Consider the following 19,762-nt stretch of genomic DNA (forward strand, 5'->3'; position numbering starts at 1 on the left):
CCAGAGTAATCACCGTCACTGCGACGGTCCACGAGTCGGGCGCGGAGGGCAGGCCATCCGGCGCTACTCGCTCGACGACCGCCATGCCCCACCTCCATCGCCGGCGCGCCTCGACGCCGGACCGGATGGCGGCGTCACCCGACACCAATGTCAATGGCCGTTGACTTGCTGACCCGCGAGGTCGACCATGTGGTCCGGATGTGACGGCGCCAGGTGACCGTCACGGCATCCGGCGGCCAGCCGGGGAATCGGAGCGATCCGTGGGGTACCTCGACGACACGGCGGCGCTGACCGAGCTGAGCTACCGGTATGCCCGCGCCATCGACAGCAAGGACTACGACGCACTAGCGACGTTGTTCACGCCGACCGCCACGTTCGACTACAACCACGCCGACGGTGAGCAGCACGCCCTGGAGTCGTGGCTCGCCGGCACCCGGCGCCTCGAGCAGCTCGACGGAACACAGCACTTCTTCACCAACCACGAGTTCGACATCGACGGCGACGCGGCCCGCGGCCAGTTCAACATGATCGCCCAGCACGTCCGACGCGGTCTCCCCGGTGGTTCCCTGCTGATGATCGGCGGAATCTACCGCGACACCTACGTCCGCACCGATGGGCGTTGGCTGGTCGCCACCCGCTCACACGAGGCGAAGTGGGCGACGGGTAACCACGACGTGCTCTGGGGCTGGTACGAGGAACTGTCCTAGCCAGTCCCCACTCGGCCACGCCTTCGAGCTCGTCGGCGGTCATCTGCGACGCGCCTCCTGGCGGCTGCCGCGTAGCCCGGCCGTCCGTGCGCGGCCCGCTGGTGGACCGGCGGGAGCCGAGCACGAACGCCTGGCTGTCACGGCTGACAGGACAGTCCCGTGCCGGCCGCTGGTCCCCCCGACCAGCGGCCGGCACGGCCGTTCACCATCGACGTCCGGCCCTGCCGGGCGCGCAGGCTCGTCAGTCCACTCAGGCGCGCAGCGCGACGCTGGAGATCCTGCTCTGGAAGCGCCAGCCCTGGGGCGTCCGGACGTAGGAGTCGTGATACGCGCCCACGTAGTTCGGCGTCCCCAGCGGGGCGGGCCCMTCGCCGTCCCACACCACTCGGTAGAAGGTGAGGTAGACCAGCCCGGTCGCGTGGTCGGCGTCGACGACGTCGACCGAGATGTTGGTGCTCACGTGTCTCGAGACGACGTTCGTCTGGGCCTGCCGCTTGGTGAAGAACGCCCGGATGGCCTCGGCGCCCTCGAAACGCCCGGCCGACAGCTCGCACACGCCGTCGTCGGCGAACAGGTCGGCGACCTCGGCGGCGCGGCCGAAGTCGACGAGCCGGGCGTAGTCGTGGCTCAGCCGCGTACAGGCACGATCGATCAGCAGCAGGTCAACGTCGTCCATGCGCGCTCCTGTGTCCGGGTCGGGGATGGTCAGGCCGCTGCCTGGTGAACGGGGGCCGCGATGGGCTGCACGCTCAGCAGCTGGGCCGCCTCGCTGTCAGCCCCGCCAGCCCCGGCGGCCGCCGCGACGGTGACGCTGTGCGCCGCGTCGACGTAGATCATCGTGCCGGCCGCGACGGGCGTCCCGTCGATGACCGCCGTGCCGCGCAGCACCTGCAGGAACAACCCATGCTCCGGCCGGGCCCACGTCACCGGGCTGGTGTCGGTGAGGTCGACCACGGCGACCGGCGGCCGGTCGCCGGCCGGGTCGGGCGGCATCAGCCAGCGCGTGCTCAGCCCGGTCGCCGGGTCGACGACCGGGTCGACGGACGCCAGGTCGAACGTGTGCAGGCCCCTGTCCGCCAGGCTGCCGGCGACCCGGTCGAGCGAGTTGACGACGCCCTGGGCCCCGGCGCGGGCGACGTCCTCGTCGGTCGCCACGACCGTGTTACGCGCCCAGGCCCGCCGGATCATGAGGAAGTCACAGCCCTCGGGCCCCGCCGCCTCGGCGCCGTAGATGGTGCGGGCGTCGTTGTAGGCCATGCCGCCGACGCCGACCTCCTGGTCACCGACAGCCGCGGAGCCCCGGAGGATCAGCATGAACTCACCCTCGGTGTGCCAGTGCCGGGCGAACACGAAGTTCGGGCGGAAGCGCACCGCCGACACGGGGAACCGGTCGTCATCGGCCGCCGGCCTGACGAACCACTTYTCCCGCACGCCGGAGCGACGGGTCTCCTCTGGGTCCCGGCCGGCCCGCGGGGCGGGGTCGGACCACTCCATCGCGTCCGGGTCGATGATGTGCACACCGCGCCCGGTCGTGGGCGTGACCGACAGGCCGGGGACGTCGGGTTCGCTCATGGACCCCTCCAGGTGACGCGCCGGCGGAAGCCCTGGCAGCCGCATCGCCGGGGCCGCTCTCACCGTAACAACGAGGCGTTCAGGAATCCAGGATCCAACCCTCGTCGACCCTGCGATCGGCGCCGCTCACCGGCGCCAGCTCGCCGGGTGGCTAGGGAATCGTCACGACTGGTAGGCCCCTCCGCATGAGCCGGCGCAACGGGTTCCAGCCCAGCCCGCTCCGCCCACTGCCGCGGAATCCCACGACAACCAGGTCAGCGCCCTCGCCGAGGACCGCGTCGAGCACCGCCCCGACGCTGTCGTCGCTGTACGCCAGATGGGCCTCGACGCCGCGATGGTCGGCTTCCTCGCGCAGGGCGACGACCTGCTCGGCCAATCCGAGGTACTCCGCCATCTGGCCCACCACGACGGGTCCGCAGGACATCTCGAAGGTGGGCATGAAGCGCGCCGGCCCGGTGTCCACCACCACGCCCACCAGCGCCGCGCCGGGGGTACGGCCCACGTATCCGCAGGCCCAGGCGAACGCCCTGGCTCCTCGCTCGCCCTGGTCGACGACGGCGACCACCCGCACCCGGCCGGCCACGGCTGGCGGGAGCTCCGGCAGGACCGCCGGCGCGTCGGTACGCGAGGCCCGGGGCTCGGGGGCGGAACGCGCTGATCGTCGGAAGGCAAGCATGATTACCTTTTCCCGAGGGAGGCGGAGGTGGTCGGTCCCTGGGTGACCATGGTTCGCGCCGCGCGCGCCCCGCGGAACGCCGCGCCCAGCAGGTTGACCTCRACGACGCGGCGCAGGGTCGCCTCGTCCAGCTCTTCGGGCCGGGCCAGGCGCATGATGCCGGCGTTGTTGAGCAACCCGTCCATGGCGCCGAACTCGGCGACGCAGCGGGCGACCAACGCCTCGGCGGCCGTCCAGTCCGAGACGTCGCCGGGCTGGGCCAGCGCCCTGCCACCCGCGGCCACGATGCCAGCCGCGACCCGTACGGCCACGTCGGCATCGACGTCGTTGACCACGACGGCGGCGCCGAGCTCGGCGGCATGGCGCGCGCAGGCCTCCCCGATGCCGCGTCCCGCGCCGGTCACCACGACGGCCCGTCCGGTGAGGGCCCCGGGTGTCGTGTCCATAGGCAGAGCCACCACCAAGAGCCAAGGAGGATGGAGCGGCCCTCGCCGCCGCGCGGAGGCGCCGCCGGGAGAGCCCCGCCATCGATGAGTCGTGACGTCAGAAGCCTCACGCCAGCAAAGGCTCGGGATTCTGGATGCAGGATGCTATGCGGGTCGATCGACGTCGTCAACCGAACCGCCCCAGCCTCCATCGGCCGCCACCGCGACCGCCAGCGGGCCACGGGCCGAGGGTCGACAGGCGCCCCGACAGGGCTCGAGTCGAGCCAACCTGTGCCGCGCCGGCAGGAGCGAAGCGGGGCGCCATCCATGCGGCCGCGGCCACCCGCGGGCACCCGATCCCGGGCACCCGCGTCGCGGCCGGGCCACCTCGCCACTTGTCGTCCAGGTCACATCGGACTAACGTCCRCTCTGGATTCAGGATTCAGCTTTGCGGCCAGACAGCCAGGCCAACCCAGGAGGTGCGATGCCATCCTCTGCCGTCGGGGTCGCGCCAACCTATGTCCGCCTCGTCAACGAGGGCCGGCTGGCGGAGACCGTCGATCTCTATGCCGAGGACGGCGAGGCGTTGCCCCCCAACCCGGCCTACGAGCCGGTGATCAGAGGCCGCGCGGCCCTGCGCGAGCACTACCAGAGGTCGGTCGGGCGACGGCTCCCGAAGATCGAGATCACACATCTGTACGAGGCCGGCGACACCCGCGTCGTCGAGCTGAGCAGCGGGACCGTCGACGAGGACCAGCCGTGGGGCGTCCTCGACATCTTCACTGTCCGCGCGGACGGGCTCGTCACCCGGATGGCCGCCTACCGCCGCCCGCTCGCTCGGGTGCGGGCGTGAGCCGCCGAGGCGTCGGCCGCCTCCCCCACGCGACGCGGCCGCCGGCGGCGGCGGCGGTCCGAACCTGATCTCACGGCACACGTCCAGCAGACCACATACCCGCGGAGGGATCGAAGATGGCAGGCCGGGTCGACGGCAAGGTCGCGCTGGTGACCGGGGCCGCCCGGGGCATGGGGCGCAGCCACGCGCTGCGTCTCGCCCTGGAGGGCGCCGACGTCATCCTCGTGGACATCTGCGACCAGATCGAGACCAACCCGGTCGAGATGCCCACCCGCACGGACCTCGACGAGACGGTCCGCCTGGTGAAGGCGACCGGGCGCCAGGTGACCGCCCTCGAGATCGACGTCCGGGACCTCGAAGCGCTGACCGCCGGTGTCGACGAAGCGGTCGCCGCGATGGGCCGGCTCGACATCGTCTGCGCGAACGCGGGCATCGGCGGTTTCGAGACCGTCCGCGAGATGACCGCGCGCTCCTGGCAGGACATGATCGACGTCAACCTCACCGGCGTCTGGAACACCACCAAGGCCACCCTGGCCCACCTGGCCGACTCGGGCCGCGGCGGGGCGATGGTGCTGACGAGCTCGACGGCCGGCTTCAAGGCCGGCAGCCAGGCCGTGCACTACGCCGCCGCCAAGCACGGCGTGATCGGCCTGGTCAAGACCCTGGCGAACGAGCTCGGGCCGTTCTCGGTGCGGGTGAACGCCGTATGCCCGGCGATGACCGCCACGCCCATGATCCTCAACGACGGCGTGTTCCGTCTCTTCCGCCCCGACCTCGAGGCGCCGACGGTCGACGACGCCCGCGCGGGCTTCGCCAGCCACCACGCGCTGCCGATCCCCTGGGTCGAGCCCGTGGACGTGAGCAACGCCGTGCTGTTCCTCGCGTCGGACGACGCACGCTACATCACCGGCATCGCGCTGCCGGTGGACGCCGGATACCTGGTGAAGTGAGGCGGGCCTGGTGCCGCCGCGTCGGTCGCGGCGGCGGCGAGATGGCGCGCCGCTGGGCGACCGTGAACGGTGCGGCCGCCTACGGAGCACCCGACGACCTGGACGTGGTCGCGCCGGGCCGGCTCGCGGATCTCCTGGTCGTCGACGGCGACCCCGTCGAGGACGTCTCGATCCTTTCCGACTCGGAACTGTCGCTGCTCGCGGTCCTGAAGAACGGCGAGCTCGTCACGGACCGCCTCGACGAGCTCGCGGCGGTGCCCGCGTGAGCGCCCCCGGCGCGGCGCCCGCGGAGGGCACCGATCCCATTCCCGGCCGCCTGGTGCGCACCCGCGGCCTCGACGTGTTCGTCCGCGAACTCGGCACCGGCCGGCCGGTCATCCTGCTGCACGGCTTCCCGCTCACCTCGCACATGTGGCGCCACCAGACGCGCGCGCTCGCCGACGGCGGGTACCGCGTCCTGGCGCCGGACTGCCGCGGCTACGGCCTGTCCGGCAAGCCCGGCACCAGGGTCACCCTCGACGCGCTCGCCCGCGACGTGATCGACCTGATGGACGCCCTCGGCCTCGCGACCGCGGCGCTCGCCGGGCACGACTGGGGCGGGATCATCGCCGCGGCGACGGCGCTGCGCCACCCGGAACGCTTCACCACACTCGCGGTTCTCGACGCCCCGGTGGGGATCTGGCCCGACTACGCCGTGCACGGCTGGTGGTTCAAGGCCCGGCCGCGGCCCGAGGTCTTCATGGCCCGGCACGCCGCCGAGTTCGTCGGCACCGTGATGGGCGGCCGGGCACRCACCTACGGCGGGCCGCCCGAGAGCGCGTGGCCGGCGATCGGCTCGGCGACGACGCTCTCCCTCGCGGGCCGGGCGAGCCGGCCGAGCTTCCTCACCGAGGCCGACGTCGATCACTATGTCGCGTCGTTCGCGCGCGAGGCCTCCTGGCGCCACGCGATCAGCTACTACCGCGACGCGCTGCCGTTCCACCGCGCGCGTCCCGCCCCGGACGAGCGGGACGGCGTGCGTTACGAGTTCGCGGACCCGCGCGTCGCGACCGAGATGTGGGAGCATCCCGGCGGCCTGTCGAGCCATCCCGACCACGGGTGGATGCCGGTGTACGACCCCGACTACCGCCACCGCCCGCTGGAGACGCCGACGCTGTTCGTCTACAGCCGCGCACTGCTGCCGGCCGCGTTCGCCGGTCTGGCCCCCGGCGAGCTGCCGCCGGAGGGCAAGCTGCCCCACCTGCCGGTCCTGGCCGCGCACGCCGAGCTGTTCACGAACCTCGCCGCGTTCCCCGTCGCGGGCGGCCACTTCATGCCCGAGGAGGAGGCCGGCCGCACGACGGAGCTGATGCTCGGGCACCTGCGCGGCTGACGCCCGCCTTCAGCGGTCCCGCCCAGGCCCAGGCCCAGGTCTCGCCGCGACCTGACTGGACCTGGGCCTGGGCGGGACCGCCGGGACCGACAGGGCTCCCGAGTCGACCGTCGTTGTCAACCAATGTTGACATAAGGCCGGCCGGCCCGCCCGTTCTCCGCCTCGCCCTCTGGGACGCCCCACCCCCTCCAGCCGGCGCGTCCCCGCCTGGCTTCCGGTGGTTCAGGCAGGCGGCAAAGTCGGCGTCGGCTCCGCGATGACGACGCCGATGTCACCCGCCTCAGCGATCGCGAGGTTCGGGCGACCTCGACAACGGCTCCGGCGCGGACGGAGACGCCCCTGGCCGCCGCCGAACCTGGCCTTCGGTGATCAGCTCGGCCGCCGGGCCGAGCAGGCGCACGAGGTCGTCGCGGTCGGCCCGCGCCAGCTCCGGCATGCTGCCGACCGCGCGGACGAGGCCGATGCCGATGAGAGCCGCGACCATCGCCTGGGCGCGCAGCACCGGCGTGCCGACACCCTGGGCGGACAGCTTGGCCGCGAGCGGGCCGATGAGCCGCTGCTCGGTCAGCCGCAGCGCTGGCGCGCGCACCTCCGGCGCCAGGCCGGGGATGACGAAGGCCGGCACCCCGCTGCCGATCCCGCTGTCGTCCCACATCTCGAAGATCCGGGCGACCAGCTCTGTCGCGCTCTCGTCCCCGGCCGGGCTGACCGCGTCGACGACCTCGCTCGCCAGCGCCGCCCGGTGCAGGCCGTGCTTGCCGCCGAAGTACCGGGCGACCAGGGCGACGTCCACCCCCGCCTCGGCCGCGACGTCGCGCAGGCGGGTGCCCTCGTAGCCGCGCTCGGCGAACAGGGTTTTGGCCGCGGCGAGCAGCGCCTCCCGGGTCGCGGCCGCGTCCCGCCGCCGAGCGGGTCGCGCGCCGTCCCCTGCTCGCCGGCTTGACTCGGCGGGCATCTGCGGCTGTGCGGGCATGGCACGAGCATGCCAGTCACGTCCTCCCGAGCCGCGCGTCGACGGCCACCAAGGACCCCTTGCACCACGGACTACCTGGATGCAGGATTCCTGTTTACCGACAAGTCCTGTTTACCGACAGGTCACAGAGAAGGGATGCGCGATGACGCAGACGCCTGGCGACGTGGTTCGGGCCTTCGCCGCCGCGATGGCCGAGGGAGACCTCGACAGGGCGCTCAACGAGTTCGCGGCCTCCGACATCGTCTTCGAGAACGTGCCCATGGAACCGCCCGCGCAGGTCGTGCGGGGCGCCGATGTCGTCAGGGCCCGGCTCGGCGCGCTCTACCAGGTGGCGAAGGCCGAGAGTTTCGACATCGTCAGGCAGGTCGAGCAGGGCGAGTGGGTCTTCCACGAGCGGGTCGACTCCTTCCGGTTCCCGCCCGGCACGTTTCCCAAGGGCGATGTCTTCGTGATGCGGGTGGCGACCGTCTTCCACGTCCAGGACGGGCGCATCGCGCTCTGGCGGGACTACTACGACTTCGGCTGCTTCGAGCGCGACCTCGGCGTCGACCTCGCCGAGTTCGGCCGCCGGGTGGGGCATGCCTACACCCCGGCGTAGTCCCGGCMCGGCCGGGTCCACGCCGACCAGACGCGACCGCTGCACGCCAGGCCGTATTCCTGAAGGTCGTCCGGAGAGCGCATGACGCCGGACTCGGAATCCAGTCCTTCGACCACATCGAAACGGAACCACGCCCCGCGGCGTGGCGAGCGGACGGAAGGGCGCGATGGCGAGCCTTGAGGAATACCGCCAGGTCGGCGAGAGGCTGCGTAACTGGGGACGGTGGGGCGCGGACGACCAGCTCGGGACGCTGAACCTGCTGACGGCCGACCGGGTACGCCAGGCGGCGGCACTGGTCCGCAAGGGCGCGGTCTTCCCGCTCGGCATCGCGTTCGGTGCCGACGGCATCTGGCCGTCGAACCACTTCCGGCGCAACCCCATCCATGTCATGACTGTCGACGGCGGGGACGCCAACGCGCTCGCCGAGTGGCTGCCCGGGTACGGCGGCCCCTGCGAGGCGTCGATGCTCCCGATCTACGCCTCGCCGTTCCGCTTCGCCGACGACATGGTGATCATGCCGCTGCAGTCCGGGACCCAGTGGGACGCGCTCGCCCACGCCTGGTACGACGACCTGCTCTACAACGGCGTCCCGGCGAGCGCGATCACCAGCATGGGCGCGACGCGCAACAGCATCGACCAGGTCCACGTCAAGGGCATCACCGGGCGAGGGGTCCTGCTCGACGTCGCAAGGGCGCACAACCAGGAGCACGTCCCCACGAACCACGGCATCACCCCCCGGGAGCTGGACGAGACGGCCGACCGCCAGGGCGTCGAGGTGCGCTCCGGCGACATCGTGCTCGTCCGCACCGGCTGGTGGTCCCAGCTCGGCCAGGTCGGCGACCCCGCGCGCTGGCGCGCCGGCTCCCCCGGGCTTTCCTGGACCTGCGGGACCTGGCTGCACGACCACGAGGTCGCCGCGGTCGCCRCCGACAACGTAGCGCTGGAGGCGGCCGAGCAGGCGGTCGACGGCATGTTCCTGCCGCTGCACGGGCTGTGCCTGCGCGACATGGGCATGATGCTCGGCGAGCTGTGGGACCTGGAGGCCCTGGCCGCCGACTGCGCCGAGGACGGCGTCTACGAGTTCCAGCTCGTGGCGCCGCCGCTGCGGGTCACCGGCGCCGTCGGCTCGCCCCTCAACCCTCTGGCGCTGAAGTGACCCGGCCGGAGGCTGGCGCCGCCGGGGACGGTGGCCGGGCCGGGGACCTCGACGGCGACCTCTCGGGCTACTGATCGATCGTCGGGCCCGACGTGAGCCCGCCCGGGGCCTGGCGAGGCCTCACCCGGGCCCGACGATCACCGAGCCTCGCGGGTCTGGCCGTACTCGATGTGGGCACGCACGGCACGCTCGACCAGCCAGCCCTTGCTGGCCGCGTACCCGRGCATGCCGTCCCACCGCGCATCCCAGCCCGCTGACAGCTCCGTCGAGGCCGCGGCGAGCGCGTGAAGGTGGTCCACATCGAGCACAGCGTGATCATCTTCGGTGACGGTACCAACCGGGTCGAGAGCCCTCGCCAGCGCGTCGCGCGGCAGCGCGCTCTCGACGTGCAGGCGGCCGCAGTCGTCGGCCTGGTCCACGAAGACGCGCGCCGAGGCGTCCACGACGACGATCACTGGGTCACCCGCCGCCACACCAGCTCCCGGACCTCCCGCTTGAGGATCTTGCCGGTCGAGCCCTTCGGCAGCTCGTCGACGACCACGACATGGCGGGGCTTCTTGTATCCGGCGAGGCGGTCGGAGCACCAGGCGTCGACCGCGGCCGGCTCGACGGTCGCTCCGTCGGCCGGCACGACGGCGACGGTCACCAGCTCCCCCCAGCGGGCGTCGGGGATGCCGACGACACTCGCCTCGCCGACGCCGGGCATCTCGCGCAGGACACGCTCGACCTCGGCGGGGTACACGTTGAGACCGCCGGAGATCACGATGTCCTTCGACCGGTCGACGATCACGTACCTTGCCTGGGCGTCGACCGTGACGACGTCGCCGGTGTGGTACCAGCCGTCGACGATCGACTCGGCCGTCGCCTCCGGCTTGTTCCAGTAGCCGGCCATGACGTTGGGGCCGCGCACGAGCAGCTCACCGGTGCGGCTGCCGTCGGCGGCAGGCTCGGCGTCCTTGCCGTCGGTGGTCGTCACCCGGACCTCGACGCCGACGGACGGATAGCCCGCCGGGACGCCGAGCTCGCACGGGACGTACGGGTCGGCCTCGTCGCGGTGGCGCAGGGCGAGGACCGGATGCGGCGCCTCGCACGAGCCGTAGACCTGGGTGAGGATCGGGCCCAGCACGTCGAGGGCGTCGGTGAGGGTCTGCCGGGAGATGGACGCGCCGCCGTAGGTGAGGTTGCGCAGCCCGGCCGGGACCTCCTTCCCGCGCAGGTGCTCGACAAGCATCTKGATCATGGTCGGCACGACGAAGGACGACGTGCCGCCCGACTGCTCGACCGCCCGCAGGAACAGCTCGGGCTCGAACTTCGGCAGCACGATGTTGCGCGCGCCGCGCACGAAGAACGTCAGCAGCTTCGACGCGCTGCCGTGCGACAGCGGACCGGCGTGGATCATGCCGTCGGCGGGGGTGACGAGGTACTCGTCGGTGAGCGTCATCATCGTCGCCGAGACCCGGCAGCGGTCGAGCAGCATCGCGCCCTTCGGGCGGCCGGTCGTGCCGGAGGTGTAGAGGAACTGGCTGAGCCGCTCGGGGTCGGCGGGCAGCGCCGGACCGGTGACCGCCGAGTCCCGCAGCAGGTCGGCGTAGTCGACGACCCCGGCGCCGGGGCCGTCGACCGACACGACCACGGTGCCCCGGGCCCGGCAGACGTCGACGACGCGGTCGAGCTCGGCGGCCTCGGTGATCAGCACCGCGGCGTCGGAGTCCTCGAGCACGTAGCCGCGCTCGTCGTCCGACAGCCGCGGGTTGATCGGGACCTTGACCAGGCCGGCGACGGCGAGCGCCAGGTCGGTCTCGACGTACTCCAGCCGGTTGCGCATCAGGATGGCGACCCGGCTGCCCGGCTTGGCCCCGAGGCCGGCCAGGCCGCTCGCCAGCCGGAAGACGCGCTCGCCGGCCTCGGCGAACGTCAGGCTGCGCTCCCCGTCCACCACCGCGGTCCGGTCGGCGTGGCGGGCCACGGCGCGGCGCACCAGCTGGGGGATCGTGGGCACGGTCAACTCCCTGGAAACAGTGGTCGTGGGACGGCCGCGGCCGGCTGGCTCCGGCCGCGGGGGCGGGGGCGACGGACTCGGCCGGGCGGCCGCGGTCAGCGGGTCGCGGTCAGGCGGCCGCGGTCAGAGGTCGATGTCGAGCATCAGCGACGCGTAGCTCTTGCCGGTGCCGTCGACCCGCAGTGACCGGGACATACCGCCGGCCAGTGCCGCGGTCATCACGAAGTTCAGGCCGTGYAGCACCGGGAACTCGTAACGGGTCACCGTCCCGTGGATCAGTGGGGCGAACTTCGTCGCGACGACCTCGGCGGTGAGCCGCTCCCGAAGGGCCGGCCAGTCGGCCTCGTCGTGTGGGAAGACGCAGATGTTGGCCACGTCGGTCTTGTCGCCCTGACGGGCATAGGCGATGTCACGCAGCTTCATGGTCACCTCGCTTCATGGTCACGCGGCTTCATGTCTCGAGGATCTCCACGTGCAGCGGGACGTCGGCCCGGTCCAGGAAGGCCGGGGTGACGCCGATCGCGCGCCCGATGGTCATGGCGCCACGGCCGCCGCCACCGGCGGGCCCCGAGATCGGCAGGTAGTCGGCCTCGTCGAAGATGGTCTGCGCGGCAGCCCTGGACTCGGTACGCGCCGCGACGCGCATCCGCACCTCGGCCGGGTAGCCGCGCTCGATGGCGGTGCCGAACAGCGAGGTCATGCCTACGAGGTCGGTGTGCCACTCGATGATCTCGCTGCCGACGGCACGCTCGACGCGGGCACGCACCAGGTCGGCGGCGTACCGGGCCCGCTCGACGCAGCTGGGACCGCCGTAGGAGATCTCGGCGGTCACCTTCCAGCCGAGGTCGAGACCGACGAGCACCTTGAGCCGCTCTGGACGGGCCCGGCCGGTCATCCCGGTGACCTCGACCTGGTCGGGGCCGAGCTGGCGCACGGACGCGTGGCTGAAGTCGGCCGTCACGTCCGGGGTCAGGTACGAGGTGGGGTCGTGGACCTCGTAGCCGATCTGGACCCGCACGGTCTTGGTGCTGACCAGTCCCCCGGTGCCCGGGGTCTTGCTCAGGACCACGCGGTCGCCCTCGACCTCCGCCCACGGGAAGCCGATCTCGAGCATGTCGGCGACCGGGTTGAACGGCGGGTCGGTGAAGTTGCCGCCGGAGACGTGCGGGCCGCACTCGAGCAGGTGTCCCGCCATCGTCGCGACGCCGAGCTTCTGCCAGTCGTCGAGCGCCCAGCCGTTGCGGAAGCAGATCGCCCCGACGTAGGGCGACGGGTCCRCCAGCCGGCCGCCGATCACGAACGTCGAGCCGCGTTCGAGGGCCTCGACCACGGGTTCGGCACCGATGTACGCGTTGGCGGACACGACGCGTTCCTTGATCTGGGAGATCGTGCAGTCGTGCTCGGGGAGGTACAGGTCGCGGTCGTTCGCGGCGGCCAGCACGTCGTCACCGGTGATCACCGCGACCTTGACGCCCGTCACTCCCGCGGCCCGCAGCCCGTCGACGACCACGCCACCGGCGGCCTCGGGGTTGGCCGCGCCGTAGTTGCCGATCAGCGTGCCGCCACCGGCGACGAAGCCGGCGAACGAGCTGACGATCTTCGGGAGGCGGGCGTCGAAGCCGGGCACCGGCCGGTCGAGGCGCTGCAGGAAGCCGGCCGAGGCGTCCTCGAGCTTGCGCAGCTGGTTGAGCGCCATCGAGCGCTCCGCCAGACAGTCGAAGCCCATGTGGTCGACGACGCCCGAGTTCGCCAGCCGCGCCGGCCAGTCGAGGCGGTCGCGCTCGTACGCGCTCCCGCAGCCGATCCGGATCACTGGGCGAGCCCGAGTTCCTCGCGGCGACCGGCGGGCCAGAAGTCGAACAGCTCCCGCGCGTTGATCTCCGCGATCCGGGCGGCGTCATCGTCGGCGACGTCCGCGAGCTCCTTGGCCAGGCCCTCCCGGGCGTTCGGCCAGTTGGAGTCGTTGTGCGGGTAGTCGCACTCCCACATCAGCCGGTCGACGCCGATCAGGTCGCGCAGCCGGACGGCGACCGGGTCGCTGATGAAGCAGGTCCAGAAGTGGCGACGGAACAGCTCCGACGGCGGGATCGAACGGTCGACGTCGAGCCGGGTGCGCTCCCAGGTGTAGTCCATCCGGTCGACGAGGTAGGGCACCCAGCCGCTGCCACCCTCCGACAGCGCGATCTTCAGGTCGGGGTGGCGGGTGAGGGCGCCGGAGAAGATCAGGTCGGTGCTCGCGCTCATCGAGTTCAGCCCGCACAGGGTGATCGGCACGGTGGGCGCGGACTCGGGGCTGGGCACGACCATCTTCGACGACGAGCCGATGTGGGTGCACAGCGGCAGGCCGGTCTCCTCGGCGGCGTCGAGGAACGGGTCCCAGTAGTTCGTCCAGAACGACGGTAGGCCCAGCGCCGACGGGTTCTCGCTGAACGAGACCGCCTTCGCGCCGCGCGCGGCCATCCGGCGGACCTCGGCCGCGGCCAGCTCGGGGTCCCACAGCGGCACCAGGACCATCGGGATGAACCGCTCGGGAGCGGCGCCGCACCACTCGTCGATCATCCAGTCGTTGTAGGCCTGGACGCACAGCAGGCCCAGCTCGCGGTCCTTGGCCTCGTTGAAGGTCTGGCCGCAGTAACGCGGGAAGGTCGCGAAGACCGTCGCCGCCTGGATGCCGTCGCGGTCCATGTCGGCGACGCGGGCCTTCGGGTCGTAGCAGCCGGGGATCATGTCGTCGTAGTGCCGGGCGACGATCTCGCTGCCCTGCGCGGCCAGCTTCTCGGCCAGGGTGCCGGTCGCGGCGCCGCTCCCGGCGTCCGAGCTGGCCGCCCCGGCGGTCGAGGAACGGCCGTGGAAGCGCCGGGTGTGCACGCTGCCCTGCATCGACAGCGGGTACCGCCGGTCCTCGTACTGCCAGTCCAGGACGCCGCCCTCGCCCTCGACGATGTGCGGGCCGGCCTCCCGGTACTTGGCCGGTAGCCGGTCGGTCCAGATGGTGGGCGGCTCGATGACGTGGTCGTCGACCGAGACGAGTTGAACCGAGTCCCTGAGCATGACGCACCTCCCGTGCCCGGTCCGCAGACGCGGCCCCCCGCGCCCCGCCTCGCCGGGCTCCCTTCGACTGTGTCTGTCCGCCGCCAAGGCGACCTTGAGGACTGGGGTCAGATCTTCCTGGCGCCGTCTGCCCAGTACGCCTCGCGTACCTTCCGCCGCATGAGCTTGCCGTTGTCCCCGCGCGGCAGCGCGTCGACGAAGTCGACGCCGCGCGGGACCTTGAACCGGGCGACCCGCTCCCTCGCGAAGTCGATCAGCTCCGCTGCCAGCGCGTCGCTCGCCGCCGCGCCGTCCGCGAGCTGGACGACGGCCCTGACCTGCTCGCCCCATTCCGGGTCTGGAGCGCCGACGACGGCGACATCGACCACGGCCGGATGCGTGATCAGCGCGGCCTCGATCTCGGCCGGGTAGATGTTCACCCCGCCCGAGATGATCGTCTCGGCCTTGCGGTCACAGAGGAAGAGGTAGCCGTCGGCATCGACGTAACCGATGTCGCCGACGGTCGCCCAGTCTCCTCTGCGGCTGCTCGCGGTCTTGTCCGGGTCGTCCTTGTACTCGAACGGGACGTTGACCTTGAAGTAGACCAGGCCGGGCTCGCCGGTGGGCTGTTCGTTGCCGTCGTCGTCGAGGATCCGCAGCTGGGCGCCAGGGTAGGCCCGTCCGACGGTGCCCGGCCGCGCCAGCCACTCGGTCGGGCTGACCATCGTGCCGCCGACCTCGGAGGAGGAGTAGTACTCCCAGATGATCGGGCCCCACCAGTCCATCATCGCCCGCTTGAGGTCGGGCGGGCAGGGCGCGGCGGCGTGCACGACGTTGCGCAGTGTCGTCACCGAGGCCTGGCGCCGTTGCTCCTCCCCCAGGCGTAGCAGGCGCTGGAACATCGTGGGGACGAAGTGCGCGTCGGTGACGCCGTATCGCTCGATCGCCGCCAGCGTGCCTTCGGGGGTCCACTTGTTCATGAGCACGACGGTCTGGCCGAAGTGCAGCGCCGCCATGCCGAACCCGAGCGGCGACGGGTGGTAGGTCGGCCCGGTGACCAGGTGAACGCCATCCGGGTACGTGCCCATGCCCGAGTGCCCGAACAGGTTCGCGGAGAACCGCGCCGCCGCCGTGTCCGCGTCGCCGGCCGGGCGCGGCTTGAGGACGGCCTTCGGCCGGCCGGTCGTGCCGGAGGTGTAGTAGAGCCGCTGGCCGGGGCGACGGTCAGACGGCGCCGACGGCGAGGACGCCGCCTTGAACGACTCGTAGGACGCGAAACCCTCGGCCTCCCCGCCCACCAGCAGCCGGCGCTCCGGCGGAATGCCCGCCTCCTCGGCCGCGGCACGCACGGTGTCCGCGAACTCGGCCGCGGCGACGACGACCGTCGCGCCACTGTCCGCCAGAACGTAGGCGATCTCGGACGCGGTCAGATGCCAGTTGACGGGCGTGAAGTAGAGACCCGACTGCAGCACCGCGCTGAAGACCTCGTAGACGACGCGCGAGTTCGGCAGCACGATCGCCACCGGGTCCGCGTCTCCCAGGCCGAATGCCCGCAGGCCGTTGGCGACCCGGTTGCTTGCCTCGCCGAGCGCGGCGAACGTCGTCACCGTCCCGTCGGGGTCGATCACCGCCGGCTTCGTGCCGAGACCGGCCGCGCRCTGCCAGAAGGACAACGCGGCCGGCGCCCGCACGGCGTTCGTCGCCGTGCTCACCGGGCGCCCCCCGCCGACGGTTCGGACGTCGCACCAGCCATGGTCAGTTCTCCTCGTTCCGGTCCGGGGGCGTCCAGCCGGGCGGACAGGTCGTCCCCGGCCGCGGCCGGCGGCGACCAGCCGCACCGGCCAGGGCCGCCAGGCCGTTTCCGCTCACCTGTCGCCCATGGATGCCAGCAGTGCAGCTAACCGCAAGGCTGGATCCAGGATACGTTTGATCTTTCGCGAACGCAACCGGCCAAAGCCTCACCCGTCCGCCGTCTCGTGACTAGGAGTCACAGATCCACCGCGCGAGCCGGGCCCGGTGCGTACCGGGGCTGCCGAACAGCAGCTCGTCCGACTTGGCGCGGCGGTAGTACAGGTGCGCGCGGTGTTCCCACGTGAAGCCGAGGCCGCCGTGGATGTGCAGCGCGTCGTACGCGGCCTGGGCATACGCCTCCGAGCACAGCGCCCCGCACGCCGCCACCGCGGCGGGGAGCATCGAGGGGCGCTCGTCGGCGATCCATGCCGCGTGCTCGGTCAGCGCCCGAGCGGATTCCAGCTCCAGCATCATGCGCGAGCAGGTGTGCTTGATCGCCTGGAAGGAGCCGATCGGCCGGTCGAACTGCTCGCGCACCTTGGCGTAGTCCACGGCCATCTCCAGCACGGCCTCGGTGCCGCCGACCTGCTCCGCCGACAGCGCCAGCACGGCGCGGTCGCGGACCAGGTCCAGCACGGTGTCCCCCTCGCCAGGCGCGCCCACCGGCACGGCGGCGGCGTCCTCGAGGTCGACCGTGGCGAACTCCCGCGTCATGTCGAGCGACGCCAGCGGCCGGGCGGAGACCCCCGCCCCGGCCGGCACGGCGAACAGCGAGACGGCGCCGTCCTCGCCGGTCACCGGCACGAACAGCACGTCGGCCTGGGCGGCGAACATCACGTGCGACAGCCGCCCGGTCAGGCGGGCGGCACCTCCCTCTCGCCGTACGCGCAGCGGGTCCCGCATCGGGGTGTCGAGGGCGACGGTCGCGATCAGCTCCCCGGCGGCGAGCCCGGGCAGCCAGCGCTCGCGCGCCTCCTGGTCGTCACAGGCCGCCAGCAGTGGGATCGCGAGACCGACGGCGGCCAGGTACGGACCGGCGTAGAGCACCCGCCCCAGCTCGTGGAACACCAGTGCCTGCTCGACCCAGCCGAAGCCGGAGCCGCCGTGCTCCTCCGCCACGGTGATGCCGTGCGCGCCCAGCTGGCCGGCCAGGTCCGCCCACAACGCCCGGTCGAAGGCCGCGCCGGACTCGGTCCTGGTCACCAGATCCTCGGTCGGCAGCCGGTCGGCGAGGAAGTCCCGCACGGCCTGCCGCAGCGCCAGGTGCTCGGCGGTGAGCGCCGACCCACCGCTGACGAAGTCGCGGACGGACAGCCGGCCCCCCGCCGGTTCCACGTCGAGCGCCGTCATCCCGCCACCGCCTCGTTCGCCACGGCAGGCCGCGGGACCTGCCCGTCTGTCGCCTCGGCCCGCGCCGCGGCCGCCGAGGAGCCATTCCACCGGGACGGCGGGTTTGCGGGCTTCGGCTCCCGGGGCAGGCCGAGCATCCGCTCGGCGAGGATCGTCGCCACGATCTCGTCGGTCCCACCGCCCACCGCGAGGCCCGGCGCCGCGCAGACCCTCGCGGCCCACTGCCCGCCGGCCTCGTCACCATCGTCCCAGGCCAGGGCGTCAAGCCCGCCCGCGGACAGCCCGAGCGCGGAGACCTGCCGGACGAACCGCGACGACGCGAGCTTCGCCAGGGCACCCTCCGGGCCCGGCGCACGCCCGTCCAGCACCGCGCGGCGGACCCGCTCCCGCATGAGCATGATCACCGCCTCGCAGGACCAGGCGTCGGCGAGGCGCTGGCGCACCACCGGGTCGTCGATCATGCCCGACGCGTTCGCCTCCGCGATCACCAGCTCGACGGTGCCCCCGCGCAGGGCCGTGTTGCCGCCGACGGCGACCCGCTCGTTCGACAGGGTGGTGCGTGCCACCCGCCAGCCGTCGCCGGGCTCGCCGAGCACCTGGTCATCGGGCACGAAGACGTCGTCGAGGTAGACCTGGTCGAACTTGGACAACCCCGTCATCTGCTTCAGCGGCCGGATCTGCACCCCCGCCGCCCGCATGTCGACCACGGCGACCATCAGGCCCTTGTGCTTGGGCCGGTCCGGGTGGCAGCGCACCAGCGCGAGGCCCAGGTCGGAGAAACGGCCGTGCGAGGTCCAGATCTTCTGCCCGCGCAGCACCCAGCCGCCGTCCACCCGGTCCGCGCGCGTGCGCACGGCCGCCAGGTCCGAGCCCGCGTCCGGCTCGGAGAACAGCTGGCACCAGACCTGATCGCCGCACAGGATCGCCTGTGCCCACCGCTCACGCTGGGCCGGCGTGCCATGCGCCAGGATCGTCGGCCCGCACATGCCGATGCCGACGTTGAACAGCGCGTTCGGAAGCTCGTAGTCGGCGCACTCCTGCTGGAACACGACCTCGTAGCGCGCGTCGAGGCCCTGCCCACCGACGTCCACCGGCCAGGTCAGGCCACTGAAGCCCTCGCCGTGCAGCCTGCGCTGGAACCCGCGGGCCGCTACCACCGACACCTCGTCGTACTCCTCGGCGACACCCGTGCCGCTCGACCGGAGCCGCGCGTTCCCGGCGAGCCAGGCCCGCGCGMGCCGGCGGAAGGCGCCCAGGTCCTCCGCTTCCATCTACTTCRCTCCTCCGCGCCGTGGTCACCATCCGCTCGGCGGTGGGCCAACCCTCAGCGCCTCCGACCCTGCGGGTATGACCGGCTCCGCGTCCTGGCAGCCGTCCCCGACCCGCGCCCGGCGCCCGTCTCCCTTGTCTCGACGAGTGTATCCGGGATTCAGCTTTTCGGCTGCCTATCCGGCGGGTCCGCGGGTCAGGACCACGGCGGGGCCAGCCCGTCAGTGGGGATGCACGCTCGACATGCCACCGTCCACCGGCAGGACCGCGCCGGTGACGAACGAGGCCTCGTCGCTGGCCAGGAAGGAGGCGACGGCGGCGATCTCCGCCGGCTCGGCGATCCGCCCCAGCGGGACCGTCGCCCGCATCCGGGCCTCGACGTCGGGGATGTTGCGGATGGCACTACCGAAGATCCCGGTCCGGGTCGGGCCCGGGCAGATCGCGTTCACCCGCACCCCGGCGGCCGCGTAGTCCACCGCGGCCGACCTGGTCAGCATGGCGACCGCGCCCTTCGAGCCGGCGTACGCGGCCCGGCCCGGCAGCGCGAGCAGGCTGGAGGTCGACGCGGTGTTCACCACGGACCCACGCCCGCGGGTCCGGATGATCGCCGCGATGCCGTACTTCATCCCGAGGAACACGCCCCGGGCGTTGACCGCCTGCACGCGGTCGTAGTCGTCCTCGGAGATCTCCGCGAGCGGCGTCGGCGCCAGGGTGATGCCCGCGTTGTTGCAGACCACGTCGAGGGCGCCGAACTCGTCCAGCGCCGCCGTGACCGCGCGCCGGACGTCCTCACCTCTGGTGACGTCGGCGGTCACGGCTAACGCCGCGCCGGACAGGCTGTGGGTGACGTCCTCGGCGCCGCCCAGGTCGACCGCGACGACGCTCGCCCCCTCGGCGACGAACCGCTCGCACATCGCCGCACCCATCCCGGAGCTGGCCCCGGTCACGAGAACCACCTTACCGTCATGCCGCATCGCGATTCTCCTTCATCAAGTATCCTGGATGTAAGCACGGTGCAGCGCAAGCCGTCGGGCTCGTGAC

General features: G+C 72.4%; 21 protein-coding genes. 7 read left to right on the forward strand and 14 right to left on the reverse strand.

The genetic code is table 11. The features are described 5' to 3' along the window. Nucleotides 1-260: 260 nt before the first annotated feature. Complete coding sequence (locus tag BL253_RS20910; RefSeq protein WP_076818820.1) at nucleotides 261-707, forward strand: nuclear transport factor 2 family protein; 447 nt, start codon at nucleotides 261-263, stop codon at nucleotides 705-707. Between the two features lie 250 nt (nucleotides 708-957). Here the strand turns inward: BL253_RS20910 and BL253_RS20915 are convergent, their stop codons facing one another. The 4 genes from BL253_RS20915 to BL253_RS20930 form a co-directional block, all read right to left on the reverse strand. Then, on the reverse strand, nucleotides 958-1,383 hold the full coding sequence (locus tag BL253_RS20915; protein ID WP_076818821.1) for a nuclear transport factor 2 family protein: 426 nt from the start codon (nucleotides 1,381-1,383) through the stop codon (nucleotides 958-960). A gap of 29 nt (nucleotides 1,384-1,412) precedes the next feature. Next, nucleotides 1,413-2,279, reverse strand: a complete 867-nt coding sequence (locus tag BL253_RS20920; RefSeq protein ID WP_076818822.1) for a cupin domain-containing protein — start codon at nucleotides 2,277-2,279, stop codon at nucleotides 1,413-1,415. Between the two features lie 151 nt (nucleotides 2,280-2,430). Further along, complete coding sequence (locus BL253_RS42370) at nucleotides 2,431-2,955, reverse strand: universal stress protein (RefSeq protein ID WP_076818823.1); 525 nt, start codon at nucleotides 2,953-2,955, stop codon at nucleotides 2,431-2,433. 2 nt (nucleotides 2,956-2,957) lie between these two features. Next, nucleotides 2,958-3,401, reverse strand: a complete 444-nt coding sequence (locus tag BL253_RS20930) for an SDR family NAD(P)-dependent oxidoreductase (RefSeq protein ID WP_076818824.1) — start codon at nucleotides 3,399-3,401, stop codon at nucleotides 2,958-2,960. 463 nt (nucleotides 3,402-3,864) lie between these two features. Here BL253_RS20930 and BL253_RS20935 point away from each other — a divergent pair, with 463 nt between their 5' ends. The 4 genes from BL253_RS20935 to BL253_RS20950 all read left to right on the forward strand — a co-directional run bounded on the left by BL253_RS20935 (nucleotide 3,865) and on the right by BL253_RS20950 (nucleotide 6,555). Then, nucleotides 3,865-4,233 (forward strand): nuclear transport factor 2 family protein, encoded by a 369-nt coding sequence (locus BL253_RS20935; protein ID WP_076818825.1) that lies wholly within the window; start codon nucleotides 3,865-3,867, stop codon nucleotides 4,231-4,233. 116 nt (nucleotides 4,234-4,349) lie between these two features. Further along, the gene (locus BL253_RS20940; protein WP_076818826.1) at nucleotides 4,350-5,183 is read left to right on the forward strand and encodes a mycofactocin-coupled SDR family oxidoreductase; all 834 of its coding nucleotides are present in this window, start codon (nucleotides 4,350-4,352) and stop codon (nucleotides 5,181-5,183) included. Beyond that, the gene (locus BL253_RS20945; RefSeq protein WP_076818827.1) at nucleotides 5,180-5,449 is read left to right on the forward strand and encodes an amidohydrolase family protein; all 270 of its coding nucleotides are present in this window, start codon (nucleotides 5,180-5,182) and stop codon (nucleotides 5,447-5,449) included. Before BL253_RS20940 ends, BL253_RS20945 begins: the two co-directional genes overlap by 4 nt. Beyond that, nucleotides 5,446-6,555: an alpha/beta fold hydrolase gene (locus BL253_RS20950; protein WP_076818828.1), complete on the forward strand. Its 1,110-nt coding sequence runs from the start codon at nucleotides 5,446-5,448 to the stop codon at nucleotides 6,553-6,555. The genes BL253_RS20945 and BL253_RS20950 overlap by 4 nt, the downstream gene beginning before the upstream one ends. Before the next feature lie 280 nt (nucleotides 6,556-6,835). Here the strand turns inward: BL253_RS20950 and BL253_RS20955 are convergent, their stop codons facing one another. Continuing rightward, complete coding sequence (locus tag BL253_RS20955; protein ID WP_076818829.1) at nucleotides 6,836-7,528, reverse strand: TetR/AcrR family transcriptional regulator; 693 nt, start codon at nucleotides 7,526-7,528, stop codon at nucleotides 6,836-6,838. A 142-nt stretch (nucleotides 7,529-7,670) separates the two neighbouring features. On the opposite strand from BL253_RS20955, the gene BL253_RS20960 reads away from it, so the two are divergent. After that, a complete protein-coding gene (locus BL253_RS20960) occupies nucleotides 7,671-8,126 on the forward strand; it encodes a limonene-1,2-epoxide hydrolase family protein (RefSeq protein ID WP_076818830.1) in 456 nt (151 codons plus the stop codon). A 166-nt stretch (nucleotides 8,127-8,292) separates the two neighbouring features. Further along, nucleotides 8,293-9,282 (forward strand): cyclase family protein, encoded by a 990-nt coding sequence (locus BL253_RS20965; protein ID WP_076818831.1) that lies wholly within the window; start codon nucleotides 8,293-8,295, stop codon nucleotides 9,280-9,282. Nucleotides 9,283-9,419: 137 nt separating this feature from the next. Here BL253_RS20965 and BL253_RS20970 read toward each other — a convergent pair whose 3' ends face one another. From BL253_RS20970 to BL253_RS21010, 9 genes are all read right to left on the reverse strand, one after another. Further along, nucleotides 9,420-9,755 carry a hypothetical protein gene (locus BL253_RS20970; RefSeq protein ID WP_076818832.1) on the reverse strand — a complete coding sequence of 112 codons (336 nt, stop codon included), beginning with the start codon at nucleotides 9,753-9,755 and terminating at the stop codon, nucleotides 9,420-9,422. Continuing rightward, nucleotides 9,734-11,281 (reverse strand): AMP-binding protein, encoded by a 1,548-nt coding sequence (locus tag BL253_RS20975; RefSeq protein WP_131831533.1) that lies wholly within the window; start codon nucleotides 11,279-11,281, stop codon nucleotides 9,734-9,736. Before BL253_RS20975 ends, BL253_RS20970 begins: the two co-directional genes overlap by 22 nt. Nucleotides 11,282-11,404: 123 nt before the next feature. Then, nucleotides 11,405-11,704, reverse strand: coding sequence for an AtuA-related protein (locus BL253_RS20980; RefSeq protein WP_076818895.1), 300 nt, complete (start codon nucleotides 11,702-11,704; stop codon nucleotides 11,405-11,407). 28 nt (nucleotides 11,705-11,732) lie between these two features. Beyond that, entirely contained in the window at nucleotides 11,733-13,094 is a 1,362-nt protein-coding gene (locus tag BL253_RS20985) for an acyclic terpene utilization AtuA family protein (RefSeq protein ID WP_076818833.1), read from the reverse strand. Continuing rightward, nucleotides 13,091-14,332 (reverse strand): amidohydrolase family protein, encoded by a 1,242-nt coding sequence (locus BL253_RS20990; RefSeq protein WP_076818834.1) that lies wholly within the window; start codon nucleotides 14,330-14,332, stop codon nucleotides 13,091-13,093. Before BL253_RS20990 ends, BL253_RS20985 begins: the two co-directional genes overlap by 4 nt. Before the next feature lie 107 nt (nucleotides 14,333-14,439). Then, nucleotides 14,440-16,023: an AMP-binding protein gene (locus BL253_RS20995; RefSeq protein ID WP_198946338.1), complete on the reverse strand. Its 1,584-nt coding sequence runs from the start codon at nucleotides 16,021-16,023 to the stop codon at nucleotides 14,440-14,442. A gap of 268 nt (nucleotides 16,024-16,291) precedes the next feature. Further along, nucleotides 16,292-17,452, reverse strand: coding sequence for an acyl-CoA dehydrogenase family protein (locus BL253_RS21000; RefSeq protein WP_081438510.1), 1,161 nt, complete (start codon nucleotides 17,450-17,452; stop codon nucleotides 16,292-16,294). Next, nucleotides 17,449-18,723 (reverse strand): acyl-CoA dehydrogenase family protein, encoded by a 1,275-nt coding sequence (locus tag BL253_RS21005; protein ID WP_076818835.1) that lies wholly within the window; start codon nucleotides 18,721-18,723, stop codon nucleotides 17,449-17,451. Before BL253_RS21005 ends, BL253_RS21000 begins: the two co-directional genes overlap by 4 nt. A gap of 219 nt (nucleotides 18,724-18,942) precedes the next feature. Next, nucleotides 18,943-19,695: an SDR family NAD(P)-dependent oxidoreductase gene (locus tag BL253_RS21010; RefSeq protein ID WP_076818836.1), complete on the reverse strand. Its 753-nt coding sequence runs from the start codon at nucleotides 19,693-19,695 to the stop codon at nucleotides 18,943-18,945. Nucleotides 19,696-19,762 lie beyond the last annotated feature (67 nt).

This window comes from Pseudofrankia asymbiotica, from assembly GCF_001983105.1.
GTDB lineage: Bacteria > Actinomycetota > Actinomycetes > Frankiales > Frankiaceae > Pseudofrankia > Pseudofrankia asymbiotica.

Coding starts and splice junctions, on each gene's coding strand:
- BL253_RS42370 (WP_076818823.1), bottom strand. CDS start 2,955: ATGCTTGCCTTCCGACGATCAGCGCGTTCCGCCCCCGAGCCCCGGGCC.
- BL253_RS20935 (WP_076818825.1), top strand. CDS start 3,865: ATGCCATCCTCTGCCGTCGGGGTCGCGCCAACCTATGTCCGCCTCGTC.
- BL253_RS20940 (WP_076818826.1), top strand. CDS start 4,350: ATGGCAGGCCGGGTCGACGGCAAGGTCGCGCTGGTGACCGGGGCCGCC.
- BL253_RS20955 (WP_076818829.1), bottom strand. CDS start 7,528: ATGCCCGCACAGCCGCAGATGCCCGCCGAGTCAAGCCGGCGAGCAGGG.
- BL253_RS20960 (WP_076818830.1), top strand. CDS start 7,671: ATGACGCAGACGCCTGGCGACGTGGTTCGGGCCTTCGCCGCCGCGATG.
- BL253_RS20990 (WP_076818834.1), bottom strand. CDS start 14,332: ATGCTCAGGGACTCGGTTCAACTCGTCTCGGTCGACGACCACGTCATC.
- BL253_RS21000 (WP_081438510.1), bottom strand. CDS start 17,452: ATGACGGCGCTCGACGTGGAACCGGCGGGGGGCCGGCTGTCCGTCCGC.
- BL253_RS21010 (WP_076818836.1), bottom strand. CDS start 19,695: ATGCGGCATGACGGTAAGGTGGTTCTCGTGACCGGGGCCAGCTCCGGG.